Source organism: Paraburkholderia sp. LEh10, assembly GCF_017814945.1.
Lineage (GTDB): Bacteria > Pseudomonadota > Gammaproteobacteria > Burkholderiales > Burkholderiaceae > Paraburkholderia.
Genome location: NZ_JAGIPX010000007.1, coordinates 25,836 through 43,832 on the forward strand (window position 1 = coordinate 25,836; position 17,997 = coordinate 43,832).

The following is a 17,997-nucleotide window of genomic DNA, read 5'->3' on the forward strand; positions in this document are numbered from 1 at the left end:
CATCGCAGATGGGCCGCGTCAACTCCATCATGCTAGTCGCCGCATGCGAAACATGCCAATGTGACATTTTTCCACGGCTACCGGCGGCACGCTCTTATTGCCTATGCCTTGACACAGTTTGACGCCTGTCACCCACCATCCGATGGACAATCGGGTGCGCGCGGCCGGACCCCGCGTCCGGCACACAGCACGCGCAAGCATTCAACTCACCTATCAACGGAAGCCAAAACAATCATGAAAAAAATCTCTGTCGCCCTGCTCGTTTCTTTGTCGGCCCTGACGGGCATCGCATCGGCACAATCGTCCAGCAACGGCATCGTGATGACCCACGACGCTGAAGTCGCAGCGAAGATCGAACAGCACGCGCGCGACGTCCAGGCTCAACCCGCCGTCCGGCAGGACGCCGACGCCGCCGTCGAGAAGGCCGAACAGAAACCGGCCCGACTCCAGCATCACCACAGGAAGGCCGTCGCGAAGTCGAAGAAGGCATCGGCCGACGTCGCCAGCAAATAAACGCAGTACCAACGGCAACGGGCTAGCCGAAGCTAGCCCGTTTGTTTGCAGCGGCGCCCGAAGCGATCAGGCTTCGGCCAGTTCCGCCGCCTGCGCGTCTTCCACATCTTCGACGCTCGTGCGGATCAGGTGATCGAACGCGGCCAGCGATGCCTTCGCGCCCTCGCCCACGGCGATCACGATCTGCTTGAACGGCACCGTCGTGACGTCGCCGGCGGCGAACACGCCCGGCACCGACGTCGCGCCCTTCGCATCGACGACGATCTCGCCGTGCTTCGACAGCTCGACCGTGCCCTTCAGCCATTCGGTGTTCGGCACGAGGCCGATCTGCACGAACACGCCTTCGAGCTCGACGCGCTTCGACTCGCCCGACACGCGGTCCGTGTATGTCAACCCGTTGACTTTCTTGCCGTCGCCCGTGATTTCCGTCGTCTGCCCCTGCGTGATGACCGTCACGTTCGCGAGGCTGCGTAGCTTGCGTTGCAGCACTTCGTCGGCGCGCAGCGTCTCGCCGAATTCGATCAGCGTCACGTGATTCACGATACCGGCGAGATCGATCGCCGCCTCGACGCCCGAGTTACCGCCGCCGATCACGGCGACGCGCTTACCCTTGAAGAGGGGACCATCGCAGTGCGGGCAGTATGCGACGCCATGATTGCGGTACTCGCGCTCGCCCGGCACGTTGATCTCCCGCCAGCGCGCGCCCGTCGCCAGCACGATCGTCTTCGCCTTCAGCACCGCGCCGCTCGCGAGGCGCACTTCGTTGATCTTGCCGGGAATCAGCGCTTCGGCGCGCTGCACGTCCATCACGTCGACTTCGTAGCTCTTCACGTGCTGCTCGAGCGCCGTCGCGAACTTCGGCCCTTCCGTTTCCTGCACCGAGACGAAATTTTCGATCGCAAGCGTGTCGAGCACCTGGCCACCGAAGCGTTCCGCGACGACACCCGTCGCAATGCCCTTGCGCGCCGAGTAGATCGCAGCCGCCGCGCCAGCAGGCCCGCCGCCGACGATCAGCACGTCGAACACCGGCTTCTTCTCCAGTTCCTTCGCGGCGCGCGCGCCGGCGTTGGTGTCGAGCTTTGCGAGGATCTCCTTCACGCCGCTGCGGCCCTGGCCGAACACTTCGCCGTTCAGGAACATCGTCGGCACGGCCATGATCTGGCGCGCCTCGACTTCGTTCTGGAACAGCGCGCCGTCGATCGCGACGTGGCGAATGCGCGGATTGATCAGCGCCATGATGTTCAGCGCCTGCACGACTTCCGGGCAGTTCTGGCACGACAGCGAAAAGTACGTTTCGAACGCATAGTCGCCGTCAAGCTCGCGAATCTGCTGGATCACGGCATCGTCGAGCTTGATCGGATGGCCGCCCGTTTGCAGCAGCGCCAGCACCAGCGACGTGAATTCATGGCCCATCGGAATGCCCGCGAAGCGGATGCCGGCAGGCTTGCCCGGCTCGCCGATCGAAAACGACGGCTTGCGCTCGTCGTCGCCGCGGCGCTCGATCACGCTCACGCGATCCGACAGCGACGCAATGTCGTTCAGAAGCGCGAGCAGTTCCTGCGACTTCGCGGTGTCATCGAGCGAGGCGACGATCTCGATGGGACGGCTGACTTTCTCGAGGTAGGCTTTGAGTTGTGTTTTCAGATTCGCGTCGAGCATGGTGTTTCGGGTCCGTGGCGAGATGGGATTGACTGTTCGATTCGCGCGTTGCGTTCCAGCGAGCGTGGCGCGGTAAGGCAATTCGCAAGGCGCGGCCTTGCGGACTGCCTCACGCGGCGCCGCATGGTGCGGCGCCGCTCAAGGCAGGGTTACAGCAAGTAGCGTATGGCTTCCAGCGGGCCGGCGGCGGCGGCTTAGATCTTGCCGACGAGGTCCAGCGACGGGGTCAGCGTTTCAGCGCCCGGCGTCCACTTGGCGGGGCAGACTTCACCCGGATGCGCCGCGATGTATTGCGCGGCCTGCACTTTGCGCAGCAGCTCGCCTGCGTCACGGCCGATGCCGTTGTCGTGGATTTCGCACAGCTTGATCTCGCCTTCCGGGTTGATCACGAACGTGCCGCGCAGCGCCAGACCTTCTTCTTCGATCAGAACGTCGAAGTTGCGCGAGATCGCGAGCGTCGGGTCGGCGATCATCGGATACTTGATCTTCTCGATCGTGTCCGACGTATCGTGCCAGGCCTTGTGCGTGAAGTGCGTATCCGTCGACACGCTATAAATTTCAACGCCGATTTTCTTGAACTCTTCGTAGCGGTCCGCCAGATCGCCCAATTCAGTCGGGCACACGAACGTGAAGTCGGCCGGGTAGAACACGACGACGGACCACTTGCCCTTGAAGCTCTCGTCGGTGACGGTCACGAAATCGCCGTTGTGGTATGCGGTGGCCTTAAACGGTTTGACCTGGCTGTTAATGATCGGCATCTGATACGTCCTCTTCGGTTGAGTTGGGTTGGGTGCTGCGATGGATTGAAGTATGAAGAACGCGACGAATTAGGTAAATTTGATTATCTAGATCAAATCAATTTGCGTTTTCTATCGCTACGCGCAAACGCCCGCCGCACAAGGGAAAGCGCGCCGGGCGCCCCTCTTCCGGGACGGGTAGAATTGCTGCAAAAAATGTTTGCGTACGGTTTTCAGCAAGGGTTCAGCTTGAGCGAGCTTCAACAGGGGTTTCTTCTCACTCGCCATTGGCGTGATACGGCCGCCGGAACGGAGGTCGAGTTCTGGCTTGCGACGGGCGACGGCCCGCGCCATATCCGCCTGCGCCCACAGCCGAACGTCGCGTTCATCCCCGCCGCGCAGCGCGAGCGCGCGGAAGACGTGCTGCGCCGGGAGAAAAACGTCGAGCTGCGGCCGCTCGATCTGTACGACTTCCATCATCGGCGGGTGCTGGGTGTGTATTGCCCGCAGTACCGGCAGCTCACCGGCATCGAAAAGCGGCTGAGGCAAGGCGGCGTCGATGTCTACGAAGCTGACGTTTTTCCGCCCGAGCGGTACATGATGGAGCGCTTCATCACGGCGCCCGTGCTGTTCGGCGGCGACGCGAATCCCGACGGCAACGGCCCGCTGCTGAACGCCGACATGAAGCCCGCAAGCGGTTACCGGCCGACGCTCAAACTCGTATCGCTCGACATCGAAACCAGCGCGCACGCCGAGTTGTATTCGATTGCGCTCGAAGGATGCGGGCAGCGTCAGGTGTATATGCTCGGGCCCGAAAACGGCGACGCGTCCGGCGTCGACTTCGCGCTCGAATACTGCGACACCCGCGCGCAACTGATCGAGCGGCTGGTCGGCTGGCTGGACAAGCATGATCCCGATGCGATCATCGGCTGGAATCTCGTGCAGTTCGACCTGAAGGTGCTGCACGAGACAGCGGAAAAGCATGGCGTGCCGCTGCGCATCGGACGCGGCGGCGCCGTGATGGAATGGCGCGAGCATGGCCTCAAGCAGAATCACTTTTTTGCGGGCGCGGCAGGGCGACTGATCATCGACGGTATCGAGGCGCTGCGCTCCGCGACGTGGAGCTTCCCGTCGTTCAGCCTCGAATACGTGTCGCAGACGGTGCTGGGCGAGGGCAAGTCGATCGACAATCCGTATCAGCGGATGGATGAAATCCAGCGCCGCTTCGACGAAGACAAGCCCGCGCTCGCCCGCTACAACCTGAAGGACTGCGAGCTCGTCACGCGCATCTTTGCGAAGACGGAGCTGCTGCCGTTCCTGCTCGAACGCGCGACCGTCACGGGGCTGCCCGCCGACCGCAGCGGCGGATCGGTCGCTGCGTTCACGCATCTGTACATGCCGCGCATGCATCGGCTCGGCTACGTCGCGCCGAATCTCGGCGACGTCGCGGGCGCGGCGAGCCCGGGCGGCTTCGTGATGGATTCGCGGCCCGGCCTCTACGATTCCGTGCTCGTGCTCGACTACAAGAGCCTGTATCCGTCGATTATCCGCACGTTTCTGATCGATCCCGTCGGCCTGATCGACGGCGTGCGCGATCCCGACGACGCGCATTCCGTGCCGGGTTTTCTCGGCGCGCGCTTCTCTCGCGCGCGCCACTGTCTGCCTGCCATCGTCGCGCAGGTGTGGGAAGGACGCGAAGCGGCGAAGCGCGACAACAACAAGCCACTGTCGCAGGCGCTGAAGATCATCATGAACGCGTTCTACGGCGTGCTCGGCTCGACGGGCTGCCGGTTCTTCGATCCGCGCCTCGCGTCGTCGATCACGATGCGCGGCCACGAGATCATGCATCGCACGCGCGAGCTCATTGAAGCGAGCGGCTTCGAGGTGATCTACGGCGACACCGATTCGACCTTTGTGTGGCTCAGGCACGCGCATGACGAGGACGACGCGGCGCGCATCGGTCGCGAGCTCGTCGGCAAGATCAACGCGTGGTGGCGCGAGCATCTGCGCGAGCGTTTCGGTCTGGAGAGCGCGCTCGAATTGCAGTTCGAGCGGCATTACAGGCGCTTTTTCATGCCGACTGTGCGCGGCGCGGAGGAAGGCAGCAAGAAGCGTTATGCAGGCTTGACGGTGCTGTCCGATGGCAGCGAAGAGGTGGTCTACAAAGGGCTCGAAACGGTGCGCACGGACTGGACGCCGCTCGCACAACGCTTTCAGCAAGAACTATATTTGCGCATTTTCAAACAGCAGCCGTATCGCGACTATGTGCGCGATTACGTGCGGCGTACGCTCGCAGGCGAGTTCGACGAGCTGCTCGTGTACCGCAAGCGGCTGCGCCGGCCGCTGTCGGACTACGAGCGCAATGTGCCGCCGCACGTGCGCGCGGCGCGCACCGCCGATGAGTTCAACCGGCAGCGCGGCCGGCCGCTGCAGTATCAGAACGGCGGGTGGATCAGCTATGTGATGACGAGCGGCGGGCCCGAGCCGCTGGAGACGCTGCGCTCTGACATCGATTACGAGCATTACCTGACGCGCCAGCTTCAGCCTGTTGCTGATGCGATTTTGCCGTTGCTGCGCGATGACTTCGCGACGCTTGCGTCGGGGCAGCGGCAGTTGTTTTAAACGGTCTGCTCCACCGGCACCACCCGCAACTCAACCCGCTGCGTCCCGCGCAGCACGCTGACATTCACCGCACGATCGATCTTCGACTCATCCAGCGCGCGCTGCAGCGTATCGACGCCATCGACGATCTGCTCGTCGATCGCGACGATCGTATCGTCGGTGCGCAGCCCGCCCAACGCCGCCGGGCTGCCCTTGACGATCTCCATCACGCGCACGCCGCTGCGCAGGCCGCTCTCCGATTCGAGGTTGAAATAACGCTGCACGCGCCGCGGCAGCGCCATCGTCGTACCCGCGACGCCGATATATGCACGCCGCACCCGGCCATGCGCGAAGATCTGCATGATGACCCACTTGGCCGTATCGATCGCCGTCGCGAAGCTGATCGACTGCGCGCCTGGAATGATCGCCGTGTTCACGCCGATCACCTGCCCCGCCGAATTGATCAGCGGACCGCCCGAATTACCCGGGTTGAGCGCGGCATCTGTCTGGATCACGTCGTAGATCATGCGGCCCGAATTCGAACGCAGCGACCGGCCGAGTGCGGAGACAACACCCGCGGTGACCGTCTGCTCCAGGCCGAGCGGGTTGCCCACTGCAATTGCGATCTGGCCGACGCGCAGCTTGCCCGATTCACCGAGCGCGACGTGCGGCAGCGGCTCCGCCGAGCCGATGCGCAGCACCGCGAGGTCGCTGTGCGGATCGTCGCCGACCAGATCGGCGTCGAATTTCGTGCCGTCCGCAAGCTGCACGCGGATATGCGTTGCGCCGTGCACGACATGGCTGTTGGTCAGCAGATAGCCGTCGGGCGTGAAGATGAAACCCGAGCCGGTGCCCGCGCGCGCATGGCGCTGCGGCGCGCCCGGCATCCGGCGCTCGACGGTGATGAAGACGACGGCCGCGCGCACCCTTTCGAGCGCATCGATGACGGTGCGCGAATAGGTGTCGAGGAGTGCGTCGTCGTTGGACGATCCGGGGACAGCGGCGCCGGGCTGCGCGCCCGACAGATCGTCGACAAAACGGGGACGGCTTCCCATGAAATTGCTCCCGATAAGCGAGAGCCGCAGATGCAGGGCAGGCAAGCCGTTTTCAAGCGAGGCGGCTGGCGCGTCTGGCGGGCCGCCGACGGGTATGGTACGCGTCAGATGAGCTTCAGATTGCGGATGCGGCCCATGCGCGGCGAGCGTTCGAGGATCAGCTTCTCGATGACTTCGGGCAGCAGCGCCTTCGGAATGTTCGACGGAACATCCGACACCAGTTGCGACGGCACATTGACAATGAACTCGTCGGGAGCGGTGGCGAGGCTGTGTTCGTAGGTAACGCGGTAGTCCATGCCAGGTGTGAGAACGTAGGTGATGTTGCAAAGCCGTTGCGGCAGGAACGCACCGCATCGAAGCGCATTCCGTCCCATGATCGTACCTCAGTCGCGGCGCCCGCGCCGTGCCGACGCTTGCGCAACGTGCGCCGCCGAACGCTGCCCGCATGCGGCACCGACACGAAAATGCCGGACGATGCGCTGCCCGGCTCCTGATCCAGCGGCAACGGCGCCGGCTGCGATTATCGATGCCAGCCGCCGTGACCCCAGCAACAGCTATAGCCAACGCCCACGCTTACGGATGGTCCCGCGTAGTACCCGGGCGCGTAGCCATAAGCCGGGGCGTACCCATAACCATACGGCGGCGCGACCACGCAGCCTCCCAAACCCATCGTCGCCGTGACGACGGCTGCCAGCGTCAGAAGTTTTTTCATCGTCGTTCTCCTTCTCTTCTGCCATTTGAGCAGACGCTACAGAAAGTGTCCGTGAACACTTGTGACCGGGCATTACTGCTCAATACGCATGAGCAGCCGTCGATAGGCGCCGCTTGCCTCGCAAAAAAGGGTCCCGCGCAACCCAGGGCGTTCACGTGCTGACCGCGCGCTAACAGTTGCTTACTATTCGCCGGGGTCGGAAAGAAACGGCAGGTGTCTGCGGGCGCAGCGGCGCTTCGGGGAAGCAGACAACTCGCCCGCCGATTCGGCAGCAGGTTTCGATGTCAGCGGTATGAATCGGAAATCCGCCTCTGTTCGACCGATTGAAAAAAAGTCCCGAAGCGCACACTGCAGTCGTGCCAGTGCACTGAGGAGCTTGAAATGTCTTCCCGTTACGAAAGAAGCCGTCAGTTCGAACCCGGGGCGCCGGAAGTGTCCGAATGGAGCGATGCGCGGGGAATCCCCGAGGCGGATCTGATGCGCGGCCTGCAACTGGCGTCCGATACCGTGCTGCGCCTCGCCACCCAGACGCATGCCGCCGTGGCGCGCGGCGACGCGGCGAGCGCGGAACTGGCCCGCGCGTCGCTGGAAAAGCAGCTTGCGCTGACCACGCGCCTGATCGACGAGCTTCTGTTTGACGGCGAGGACAGCCACACCACGCATTGACGGGCCCCGTCGCGACGGGGCAGGCCGTACGCAAACGCAGCACCGACTGATTGGAATTGGAAATGAGCGCTTTGACCGTCTTTTTTTGCATCTGGGCCATGGTGGCCTTGTGCGCGGTTCTGTTCATCCGAGGCGCGAGTCCGCGCGTGGCGCGGCCCGTCAAGGCCCGACCGATGAGCCCTTCGCGCGCTTCGCGCTACTCGATCGCCGAGTGACGCGGTTCCCGGTCGTGCCAGGGCCGCCGCACTCCGTGCGGCGCGTCCCCTTTCCTCGCGCGGCGAGAGCCCGGCAGCCATCCTTCGCCCGCGCCGCTTTCCCCTGCTAGCCGGTCGCGCGCAGCGACGGCAGCAACGCCCGCCCTTCCTGCGCCGCCGGCTCAGGCCAGCGCAGACGCTCAACGGTGATCTGCCGCCGCGGCGCTTCCATCACGAACGCATCCAGCGTGTCGCGAATATCCCTGTCGATGAAATCCGCGCGCTCCGCGTCGATCAGCACGGTCGCGTTGTCCGGAATCTGCGCGAGACAATGTACGAGCATCGGCTTCGACAGAAATGTCGCGTCCTTACGCAGCACGAGCAGGAAGTGATCGTCGTGGCGTGTCAGCGTGAAGGTGCGCGACAGGTTCGCGCGCATTGCGAGCAGCGCGCTCGTCGCGATGCCGATGCCGATCCCGATCAGCAGATCCGTCGCAAGCACCCCCGCGATCGTCGCCGCGAACGGCACGAACCGATCGACGCCTTCGCGCGCCATCGCCGCGAACAACGCCGGTTTCGCGAGCTTGTAGCCCGTGTGAATCAGGATCGCCGCGAGACACGCGAGCGGAATCAGGTTCAGCACGGCCGTCAGCGCAAATACGCTCGCGAGCAGCAGAGCGCCGTGGATCACGGCCGACATGCGCGTCTGCGCGCCCGCATGCACGTTCGCCGAGCTGCGCACGATCACAGACGTCAGCGGCAGGCCGCCCAGCACGGCCGCCACGATATTGCCGACGCCCTGCGCCTTCAGCTCGCGATCGGGCGACGCGCGCCGGCGCCTGGGATCGATCTGCTCGACGGCTTCAAGGCTCAGCAGCGTTTCGAGGCTTGCGACCACCGCGAGCGTCAGCGCCACGCGCCACACGTCGGCGTCGACGAGCTGCGTGAAGTCGGGCATCGAGATCGCGCTTGCGAGCGCAGCGAACGAATCGAGCGACACCAGCGACACGCGATGCTCGACAGGCAGCGCCACGGCGGGCGCGAACATCTCGAGCGCGAGCGTCGCGCCGATCCCGAGCGTGACAGCGGCGAGCGGTCCCGGCAGCATGCGCACGATCGCGTAGCGCTTCGCGCGCGGCGTCTCCCACGCGAACAGCAGCACGACGGACACGACGGCCAGCAGCGTCGATACGAGTGAGATGTCGCCGAACGGCGTCGGCAACGTCGCGGCATGCGCGGCGTTTGCATCCGCGCCGCTCACGAGCCCCACGCCCAGCGGAAGCTGCTTGACGATCAGCATGATGCCGATCGAAGCCAGCATGCCCTTGATGACGGCGACGGGCACGAAGCTCGCGAGCCGCCCCGCGCGCAGCAGGCCGAAGCCGATCTGCAACGCGCCCGCGATCAGCACGGCGGCGAGAAACGCGGAGAAGCTGCCAAGCGATGCAATCGCCGACACGACGATCACGACGAGCCCCGCCGCGGGGCCGCTCACGCTCAGATGCGAGCCGCTCAGAAGCGCGACGACCAGCCCGCCGACGATACCGGACACGAGGCCCGCGAACGGCTCGACACCCGAAGCCGTGGCGATGCCGAGGCAAAGCGGCAGCGCGACCAGAAACACGACGACGCCGGCAAAGACGTCGCTGCGCAAAGCCGATAGACGGGAAACAGAAGGAGTGTGCATAGGATTCGCAAGGTCGAGTTGAGCCATGCCGGCCGGCGATGGACGCCGGCGGCGCATTGGTCAAAGCTTGAAAGGGATGATGGAAAGCGCTGCTAGGCCGCGTCGCGGATTGCGATGGTTGCGTGCGCCCCGGCGATCTGCCGGACTTCTTCCATGTCGGTGAGTTGCGTGAGCAAGCCTTCGCGCAGCCCGAAAATCCAGCCGTGCACCTGAGGCGGACGCGGCGCGCGGCGCACGATCGGCGATTCGCGCAGCAGCCGCACCTGCTCGATCACATTCAATTCGGCGAAGCGATCCACACGCTCATCGAAATCCGCGATCGCATGCAATTCGTCGCGATGACGCCCGGCCAGCTCGCGCAACCCGGCGATGCGGCGGTTCACAACAGGCAACGCATCGGACGGCGGCGACAGTGCCGCGCGCACGCCGCCGCAATGATGATGTCCGCAGATGATGATGTGCTCGACCTTCAGCGCATGCACCGCGTACTCGATCACGCTCGATGCGTTGCCGTCATCGGACGTATAGAGGTTCGCGATGTTGCGGTGAACGAACAGCTCGCCTGGCTGCGCGTTCGTGATGCGCTCGGCGGGCACGCGGCTATCGGAACAGCCGATCCACAGGATGCGCGGCTGCTGTCCACGCGCCAGTTCCGTAAAGAACTCAGGTTCGCGTGCCGACACCTCCTGCGACCACGCGAGATTCGACAGCAATAGACGTTTTGGATGATTCATCGATCGGGCTCCTGCCGGTTCTGAATTGAACGTCGTCCGTCCATCGCGGACAAACGCGATGGTGTTTACGAAAAGCTTACGGCAAGAAGGTTCCGAAAAAAAATCAATAAAAAATGATTTGATGCCGACTGCATCCGGTGCCCGAAAGCGTGCGTCAATGCGGCTTTCCGGATTTTTTATGTCGGTTGCGTGATGAGCCGCACCGTTTTGATGCGGCCTGGGACGCGCGCGTTTTCACGCGCTGCTTTGAAGGGATGTACATTTTTGTCGCGCTTGTCAAGCTTGGCGACAATGTCAAGCTTTGGCGGCAAACGAATGGATCGCGGATCAGCGATCCACCTTCTGTCATTGCGCGCCGACCTCGAAGGAATCCACGCGGTCGCGATAGAACGCAACATGCTCCTTGATCGATGCAACGGCATCGTATGGACTTTCGTACGTCCAGACCGCATTGGCAGAACGCTCGCCGCCGATGGGAATGCTGTAATAGCTGCATTCGCCTTTGTACGGGCAATACGTCGAATGATCAGTGCGTTCGAGCAGCGACATATCCACGTCCTTGCGCGGAATATAGAGCACTTCCGGATACGACGCTTCATAAAGTGAAAGTGCGTCCGTGCTGTCGGCGACCTTGCGCCCGGCCACGGTAACGGTAACGCGCGATCCGCTCTTTTCAATCGTGATGGGATGATCAGGGCCGGGAATCTTCACTGTCTTGTGCATGGCAGTCGTGTCCTTGCGATGTACAACAGGTTGGGCCAGGCGGCAAAGTACCGTCCGAGTATGGACACCCATGCCGCGTTGTCAAGGCAAGACCCTGCACCGTGTAGCGCCAATCCGCGTCTTTGCTGAAGATGCTGTGCATACGCATGCATGGCCGCGCCCGATGTGACAGGCATTTGCGCGGGATGACACACCTGCGCCGTTCCATTGTTTGAGTTATCTAAATTGAGTGTTCATTTCAGTGACATTTATCTGCTCATAGCTTGCCGTTAGCATGCAGCCCATGCGACCGGTCGTCAGTGCCGGCCGGCATACGCTTTCGCCACGCTGCCTGCAGCGTGAAGCCGCTCCCGTCGTTCGCCGTGATGGCGCAACGACGCGCGGCGCATGCGTTTTCGCCCGCGCGCAAATGGCCGCCGTTGTGGCCGCCGAGCGGCCATCAAAGCAGAACGTAAGGATTCTGCCTTGCTGAACGGACCGCTTCGTAGGGCCGTGCTTTAAAGAGGAGTCGACGTGAGCAGGATTGGAGCTGCAACTGGCACTACGGCCGAACCCAGACGCCGCGCCCATGCGAACCGGCGCGCCAGTGGCGAACCGGAACTGCGCCGCAAGGAAACGCTGTACGCCGACGTGCGTTCCGAATCCGCCGGCGGCGGGGGCGCTACGCCGGCCCTGCCTGCCGTGCGCGATCCGTGGACCACGACCATTTCGCGGCTAGGCAAGACACCGTCGCAGGACATCAAGACCTGCGACAACGGCCCTTGCGCCGCGCGGGCGGACCGTGGAAGCGCCACCGTCGAGCGCGCGCAGACGCAGGCGGCATCGGGCAAATATAGCGGGGCCGTGATCACGTTCGTCGAGCGCTTCGGCGCGAAGTCGATTTCTATCACATGGCGCGATTCCACGGCGGGGCGCTACACGGAGCAGTTGTGGGTGCGCCGCATCGCGCGATCACGCGGCGTGTGCGCGCTGACGGGAACGGTGATCGTGCGCGGCGATGCCGTCTATGGACCGTTCAGCCGCCCGTCGAGCCGCCCGCTCAACATGTCGCAGATGATTCTCGCGAAGCAGCTCGACGACCTCGAATAATCGAGCGGGACCATGCGCCCGCGTCGATTGCACCCGCATCTCTTTTCCACCGAAGCCGCGATGACTCGCTCGCGCGGCTAACGTCCGCGGACGAAGCAAACCGGCCCGCACGTCCAGCCATTCGCTGAACGTGCGGGCCATTGCGTCTACCGCGTTGCCGCCTTGATGGGCGTGACTTACGCGGCAACGGTTTCGTCGCTATAGAACCGATAGTCCGTATAACCCACTTCCGTGCCGCCAAAGAACGTCGGACGATCGTAAGCGTTCAGCGGCAGATTGCGGCGCAGGCGCTCCGGCAGATCCGGGTTCGCGATGAAGTCGCGGCCGAACGCGACGAGATCGGCATCGCCCGCCGCGATGATCGCCTGTGCGCTGTCGCGCGTGAAGCCGCCCGCGGCGATGATGGTGCCGCGATAGTGCTTGCGCAGGGCTTGCGTGGCGACGGGGCGCTGATCTTTCGATTCATCCTCGACATTGCCGAGCACGCGCGGCTCGATCAGATGCAGATACGCGAGATCCAGCTTGTCGAGTTCCGACGTCACGTAAGTGAAAAGACCCTGCGGATCGCTATCGGACATATCGCCGAACGAGCCGCGTGGGCCAAGGCGCACGGCGACCTTGCCGCTGCCCCACACGGAAATCACAGCACGCGTCGCGTCCATCAGAAAGCGCGCGCGGTTTTCGAATGAACCGCCATAGATGTCCGTACGCTTGTTGCTGCCGTCCTGAAGAAACTGATCGAACAGATAGCCGTTGGCAGCATGCAGTTCAACGCCGTCGAAACCCGCCAGCTTCCCGCGTTGCGCGGCGCCACGAAAGCTCTCCACGAGCGCTTCGATTTCGTGAATCTCCAGCGCGCGGTTCGGCGTGTTCGGCACCCAGCCGGCCTCCGTGTAGGCGACGCCGCCGTGCGGCACTTCCGACGGTCCCACGGGACGCCCGCCATCCGGCTGCAATTGCGCATTCGATTGGCGGCCCGCATGATAAAGCTGCAGAAAGATCTTGCCGCCCTTCGCATGCACGGCATCCGTGACGAGGCGCCAGCCTGGGACCTGGCTATCGTCGTACAGCCCCGGCGCGCCGAGATAGCCGTTGCCGTTGGCCGCGACGATCGTCGCCTCGCCGATCAGCAGTGCGCCGGGCGATGTGCGTTGCGCGTAGTACTCGGCCATCAGCGGCCCGGGGATCGCGCCTTTTTCGGCGCGCATGCGCGTGAGCGGCGCGAGCACGACGCGATGGGAAAATTCATAGGAACCGACTTTGACGCTTGTGAACAGGGTGGACATGCCTTCCTCGCGAGAGAATCGTTGAATTGCATTCGCGGGCACCATGCGCCGCGGCGTGAACCGCGCGCTTCGTTGCCTGCTGCCGGATGCAAATGTAGACGCTGCGCTCGCGAAGAAAAATGGGCTGCGCTTCCGAAGATTTCGGACACGCGAGTCCGCAATCGGATGCGATGCGGGTGCGCCGCCGCGCTGCTGCGTGTCGAATCGCGCGTCAGCGGCACGCGGCCGGCGATCGTACAATGTGTGCGCCTCGTCCTTGATCGCCCACCTTCAGACGCCACCATGCTTTCGCACGAACCGCTCCAGAAGCTCGACATCATCGCGACCGAACGACTCAGCGCCTGTCTTCCCGCGCAGGTCGCCGCATCCGTCGCGGGCCGCGACATCGTCGTGTTCTCCGTCACCGACGATGCGTCGGACACCACCGACTTCAGCGCCCGTTATGGCTTTCCGATGGAAGACTGCGCGAACACGATCGTGGTTCGCTACAAGAAAGATGGCGGCGAACATCTTGCCGCGCTGGTGACGCTGGGCTCGCTGCGCCTCGACGTCAACGGCGCGGTGAAAGCCGCACTCGGCGCAAAGCGCATTTCGTTCGCGCAGCGCGAGGTCGCGACGGAACAAAGTGCGATGGAGTTCGGCGGCATTACAGCGTTCGGCCTGCCTGCAAGCTGGCGCATTCTCGTCGACGCCGCCGTGATGGAACGTCGGCAAGTGGTGATGGGGGCGGGCATTCGCGAAGCAAAGCTGCTGCTCGCGCCTGCCGTGCTGAAACAGCTTGAGAATGTCGAAGTTGCGCAATTGACGCTGCCGCCCGCGCAATCCGAATCCGCGTGACAGACGTTTGATGCGTTGCCGCGCACTGAACGCCATAGCTCGCCTTCGTCCAGTGCGCCCTTTTCCATGTTGCCTCGTGCACGCGGCTCAACCAAACAGCTTCGCGGCCGTCTTCGCCACCAGTTCGCCCTGATGACGCGCGCCCTCAAGATCGATCGCACTCGGCTGGCGCGAGCCATCTCCCGCTGCGATGGTCGTTGCGCCATACGGCGCGCCGCCGACGATCTCCGTCATGCTCATCATCCCCTGATGGCTATACGGCAAGCCGACGATCACCATGCCGAGATGCATCAGGTTCGTGATGACCGAGAACAACGTCGTCTCCTGGCCGCCGTGCTGCGTCGCCGTCGATGCAAACGCGGCGCCGACCTTGCCGTGCAGCGCGCCGCGCATCCATAGCCCGCCTGTCTGATCGAGAAACGCGGCCATCTGCGACGAGATGCGCCCATAACGCGTGGGCGTGCCGACGGCGATGGCATCGTACTGCTCGAGATCCGCCACCGTTGCAACGGGCGCCTGCTGATCCAGCTTGAAGTTCGACTTCTTCGCGATCTCTTCGGGCACGGTCTCGGCCACGCGCTTGATATCGACTTGCGCGCCCGCGCCGCGCGCGCCTTCCGCGAAAGCTTCAGCCATCTTTTCGACGTGCCCATACGACGAGTAATACAAAACGAGAACCTTCGCCATGGCGATCTCCTGTCAGGAATGCGAAGCCGGCATGCTTCGCGTTGAGAAGCGGTGGCATCACGTTGCCGTGCCGGTCACGATACTCCCGACGCGCTTGTCATGTCTTGCGAAGGTCGCATGCGCCGCCCGCTCAGATCATCATGACGTCAGGATCAAAAACGCGACGCAAAAAAATCCATCACATGCATGAAGCCGTCACGCGATGTACGTCGACAGCGCGGCATGGCATGCGCGTCTGCGTCCGCGCCACAACCTTTACGCCCCGTTACACAAGCGACATCGTCGTTTCACCTGGTCGCGTGCCCGCCACCTAGAATGCCCTCGACTCATCGTCAGCTCACTGAAGGAGAACACATGATCCGTCTGTCTAGCGCTTTCATCGTCTGTGCATCCACGACCAGTCTGTTGCTGTTCACATCGGCGGTGAACGCGCAAACCACGCAACCGGCGCAGCAGGTGCAGTCGGCAGGTACCGTGCGCTTGCACGAGGCCGACCAGAACTTCGTCGACAACGGCACGCAAGCCGTCGCCACGCAACGCGACGCCGCGCGCATCGCGACATCGCGTTCGACGGACCGTGACGTGAAGGCTTTTGCGGAGAAGGCCGCCACCGACAACGGCAAGATCGCCGATGCACTGCGCGCTGCGAGCCCGCGTGGCGTCGATGTGCCGCACAACAACCCGGACACGGCGGCGCTCGACGGCATCAGGAACCTGCGCGGCGCGGAATTCGACAAGGCGTATATCGAACAGGTCGCGCTCGCCGGCGAGCAGAAGACGCTGTCCGCGTTCCAGGCCGAGATCGCATCGGGTCGCAACGAGCAGTTGAAGGACGCTGCGCGCAAGGCGCTGCCGAGCGTTCAGGCGCAGTACGCGGCAGCGCAGGAGCTTGCGAAGCGCAAGCATCTCACTACGCAGTGAGCCCGCTGAAGCGCCCGTGATGCGACACGGCGGATGAATCGCGCCGCGCCAGCATCGGCGCAGGTGCAGGCACCAAACGAAGCGCATCGCGATTGCCTCGCGATGCGCTTCGTCATTAGGCGTCGGCTCCTCTTCCTTCGCGGACCAGCTGATGCTCGACACGCCCTTTTCCATACTGATACGGCTCGCCATCAGTTCGAGCTTCGCCTGATCTTTCGGATGCGTGCGCAGCGTCGCGGTCACCTCCGCGGTCACCTTGATACGCGTCGGGTCGCCCCCGAAATCCTGACCGGTCAGACTCTGAAACGCCAAGGGCTGCGAGTACATTGAATTCGACAGAAGCATGCGAATGTGAATCTCGTCGCGTTCGCGGCACACCCACGGTCAATACATATTCGCGCACGAGGTCGGCGCTCGATACGGGCGTCGCGTTGATCGCGCGGCTCACTTCGCGCAGCAGCGTGTTGGACGCGAGCACGACGACCGTGCCCGCGAGCGCGGGGCCGTAGTGTCCGGCGCCGCACAGCACGCCGACGGCCGCCGAGCACCAGAGCGTCGCCGCCGTATTGATGCCCTGGATCGAGCCTTTGTCGCGCATGATCACGCCGCCGCCGAGGAAGCCGACACCTGACCCCACATGCGCCGCAATCTGCGTGGCGCCCGCGACGCCGTTGCCCGTCAGCATGCCGAGCGTGACGAACAGGCATGCGCCGCTCGCGACAAGCGTGATCGTGCGCAGTCCAGCCGTGCGCTGTCGCATCGTTGGTTGTCTGGAAGATTGATGCCGGGTGAGACCCCGGACGGGTTCGTGTCGGGCACGCCGCCGTATGGCGACGATATGCTGAAGCCGTTGTGTGTCACCGCTGTGTTACATGTTCACGGCCCTTTGCGCGATCGATATGAACGCAAAGGCCGTGCGATAGCGCATTGGCGGAACGAACGGGCGCGCCGAACCGCCGTGAAGAGTGGCACAACCTCACCGCTTTTGGCCCTTATAACGGTCAGAGTTTCCGGACGGCGCCCTTTCTTGAGTCAAGTTTCCCGATTTCGCAAACGTTTGCGGTTCCCATATCAAGTTCTCCACGTTCGTGCCGACAAACCGATACAGCGTCAACGACTTCAGGAGCAGTTCGTGAAGCAGCTTGCGTTTTGTTTGGTTTTCGCCGCGATGGCCGGTTGCGCGCAATTGCCTGCCAATACGGCGTCGCAGGCGGACAAGCCGCCCGTTTCGACGGACCTGATCAGTTTTACGATTCCGCCCGACGCGCTCGGCGCGCGCGATCCCCAGTTGTCGGCGGTGCTCGCCAAGGCGGGGGCGCTGGCCGCCTCGCAGAAGCAGCCGACGACCATCCTCGTGACGGCGCTCGGCCAGGACCTGCCGTATCTGAATCAGGCGATCTGGCGCGGCGTGCCGTCGCAGCATCCGGCGAAGCTCAGCCTCGAAAACCTCACGGCAGGCGCGAACCAGACCTACAGCGTATCGATCAGGCCGACGGCCGCGACGCCATGAAGAAAAGCCACGTCATGTTCCGCACCGCTCTCCTCGCGACTAGCCTCGTGCTCGCCGCACTCAGCCAGGCCGCGCACGCGGGCCAGCCGGCTGTTGCCGGCGCGCTGTCGGCAGGCAGTTCGGCCGTCGCGCCGGGCGCGTCCGCCGCGCCCGCCGCCGACAAGGTTTACCCGCCGCTGCCGACGCTCGCCATGCTGCCGCCCACCTCCGCCGACGACGACGAGCCGCTCGCGCCAAAGCCCGCCGCGAAGAAGCGCAAGACGCGCGCTCCCGTCGACGTGCGGCCGTCCACGCCTGCCGTCCGGCTCGTCGTGTCCGATGCGTCGCGCACCTATCTGCGGACGGTCGAAAAGCAGCTCGAACTCGCGCTGGCGAAATAGCCGTGA

General features: G+C 63.8%; 18 protein-coding genes and 1 pseudogene. 8 read left to right on the forward strand and 11 right to left on the reverse strand.

The features are described from left to right. Positions 1-60: 60 nt before the first annotated feature. Complete coding sequence (locus tag J8I87_RS07775) at positions 61-513, forward strand: hypothetical protein (protein WP_209930869.1); 453 nt, start codon at positions 61-63, stop codon at positions 511-513. Positions 514-579: 66 nt separating this feature from the next. Here the strand turns inward: J8I87_RS07775 and ahpF are convergent, their stop codons facing one another. Continuing rightward, a complete protein-coding gene (gene ahpF / locus J8I87_RS07780) occupies positions 580-2,172 on the reverse strand; it encodes an alkyl hydroperoxide reductase subunit F (protein ID WP_209930870.1) in 1,593 nt (530 codons plus the stop codon). Positions 2,173-2,366: 194 nt separating this feature from the next. After that, positions 2,367-2,930, reverse strand: a complete 564-nt coding sequence (gene ahpC, locus J8I87_RS07785; protein ID WP_209930871.1) for an alkyl hydroperoxide reductase subunit C — start codon at positions 2,928-2,930, stop codon at positions 2,367-2,369. Between the two features lie 228 nt (positions 2,931-3,158). Here ahpC and J8I87_RS07790 point away from each other — a divergent pair, with 228 nt between their 5' ends. Then, positions 3,159-5,531 (forward strand): DNA polymerase II, encoded by a 2,373-nt coding sequence (locus J8I87_RS07790; RefSeq protein WP_209930872.1) that lies wholly within the window; start codon positions 3,159-3,161, stop codon positions 5,529-5,531. Here J8I87_RS07790 and J8I87_RS07795 read toward each other — a convergent pair. From J8I87_RS07795 to J8I87_RS07805, 3 genes are all read right to left on the reverse strand, one after another. Further along, positions 5,528-6,565 carry a S1C family serine protease gene (locus J8I87_RS07795; RefSeq protein ID WP_209930873.1) on the reverse strand — a complete coding sequence of 346 codons (1,038 nt, stop codon included), beginning with the start codon at positions 6,563-6,565 and terminating at the stop codon, positions 5,528-5,530. The two genes, J8I87_RS07790 and J8I87_RS07795, sit on opposite strands and share 4 nt — an antisense overlap. Positions 6,566-6,669: 104 nt before the next feature. Then, the gene (locus tag J8I87_RS07800; protein ID WP_209931028.1) at positions 6,670-6,861 is read right to left on the reverse strand and encodes a hypothetical protein; all 192 of its coding nucleotides are present in this window, start codon (positions 6,859-6,861) and stop codon (positions 6,670-6,672) included. Positions 6,862-7,085: 224 nt separating this feature from the next. Further along, positions 7,086-7,277 carry a hypothetical protein gene (locus J8I87_RS07805; RefSeq protein ID WP_209930874.1) on the reverse strand — a complete coding sequence of 64 codons (192 nt, stop codon included), beginning with the start codon at positions 7,275-7,277 and terminating at the stop codon, positions 7,086-7,088. A 381-nt stretch (positions 7,278-7,658) separates the two neighbouring features. On the opposite strand from J8I87_RS07805, the gene J8I87_RS07810 reads away from it, so the two are divergent. Then, entirely contained in the window at positions 7,659-7,943 is a 285-nt protein-coding gene (locus J8I87_RS07810) for a hypothetical protein (RefSeq protein ID WP_209930875.1), read from the forward strand. A gap of 321 nt (positions 7,944-8,264) precedes the next feature. Here the strand turns inward: J8I87_RS07810 and J8I87_RS07815 are convergent, their stop codons facing one another. The 3 genes from J8I87_RS07815 to J8I87_RS07825 all read right to left on the reverse strand — a co-directional run bounded on the left by J8I87_RS07815 (position 8,265) and on the right by J8I87_RS07825 (position 11,281). Next, positions 8,265-9,824 (reverse strand): SulP family inorganic anion transporter, encoded by a 1,560-nt coding sequence (locus J8I87_RS07815; protein WP_209930876.1) that lies wholly within the window; start codon positions 9,822-9,824, stop codon positions 8,265-8,267. Positions 9,825-9,916: 92 nt separating this feature from the next. After that, positions 9,917-10,558: a carbonic anhydrase gene (locus J8I87_RS07820; RefSeq protein ID WP_209930877.1), complete on the reverse strand. Its 642-nt coding sequence runs from the start codon at positions 10,556-10,558 to the stop codon at positions 9,917-9,919. 345 nt (positions 10,559-10,903) lie between these two features. After that, positions 10,904-11,281, reverse strand: a complete 378-nt coding sequence (locus tag J8I87_RS07825; protein ID WP_209930878.1) for a DUF427 domain-containing protein — start codon at positions 11,279-11,281, stop codon at positions 10,904-10,906. 513 nt (positions 11,282-11,794) lie between these two features. Between J8I87_RS07825 and J8I87_RS07830 the strand changes: the two genes are divergently transcribed. After that, entirely contained in the window at positions 11,795-12,370 is a 576-nt protein-coding gene (locus J8I87_RS07830) for a DUF3331 domain-containing protein (RefSeq protein WP_209930879.1), read from the forward strand. A gap of 176 nt (positions 12,371-12,546) precedes the next feature. Here the strand turns inward: J8I87_RS07830 and J8I87_RS07835 are convergent, their stop codons facing one another. After that, positions 12,547-13,656 carry an alkene reductase gene (locus tag J8I87_RS07835; protein ID WP_209930880.1) on the reverse strand — a complete coding sequence of 370 codons (1,110 nt, stop codon included), beginning with the start codon at positions 13,654-13,656 and terminating at the stop codon, positions 12,547-12,549. A gap of 282 nt (positions 13,657-13,938) precedes the next feature. Between J8I87_RS07835 and J8I87_RS07840 the strand changes: the two genes are divergently transcribed. Then, entirely contained in the window at positions 13,939-14,493 is a 555-nt protein-coding gene (locus tag J8I87_RS07840; protein WP_209930881.1) for a YbaK/EbsC family protein, read from the forward strand. Between the two features lie 87 nt (positions 14,494-14,580). Here the strand turns inward: J8I87_RS07840 and wrbA are convergent, their stop codons facing one another. Then, complete coding sequence (gene wrbA / locus J8I87_RS07845) at positions 14,581-15,180, reverse strand: NAD(P)H:quinone oxidoreductase (RefSeq protein ID WP_209930882.1); 600 nt, start codon at positions 15,178-15,180, stop codon at positions 14,581-14,583. 354 nt (positions 15,181-15,534) lie between these two features. Here wrbA and J8I87_RS07850 point away from each other — a divergent pair, with 354 nt between their 5' ends. Beyond that, on the forward strand, positions 15,535-16,101 hold the full coding sequence (locus J8I87_RS07850) for a DUF4142 domain-containing protein (RefSeq protein ID WP_209930883.1): 567 nt from the start codon (positions 15,535-15,537) through the stop codon (positions 16,099-16,101). 123 nt (positions 16,102-16,224) lie between these two features. On the opposite strand, the pseudogene J8I87_RS07855 reads toward J8I87_RS07850, so the two are convergent. Beyond that, positions 16,225-16,861 (reverse strand): annotated as a pseudogene (locus tag J8I87_RS07855) (MgtC/SapB family protein); the annotation flags it as partial. A gap of 408 nt (positions 16,862-17,269) precedes the next feature. Between J8I87_RS07855 and J8I87_RS07860 the strand changes: the two are divergent. Beyond that, a complete protein-coding gene (locus J8I87_RS07860; RefSeq protein ID WP_209931029.1) occupies positions 17,270-17,611 on the forward strand; it encodes a hypothetical protein in 342 nt (113 codons plus the stop codon). Positions 17,612-17,625: 14 nt separating this feature from the next. Further along, a complete protein-coding gene (locus J8I87_RS07865) occupies positions 17,626-17,991 on the forward strand; it encodes a hypothetical protein (protein ID WP_209930884.1) in 366 nt (121 codons plus the stop codon). The last annotated feature ends 6 nt before the right edge of the window (positions 17,992-17,997 follow it).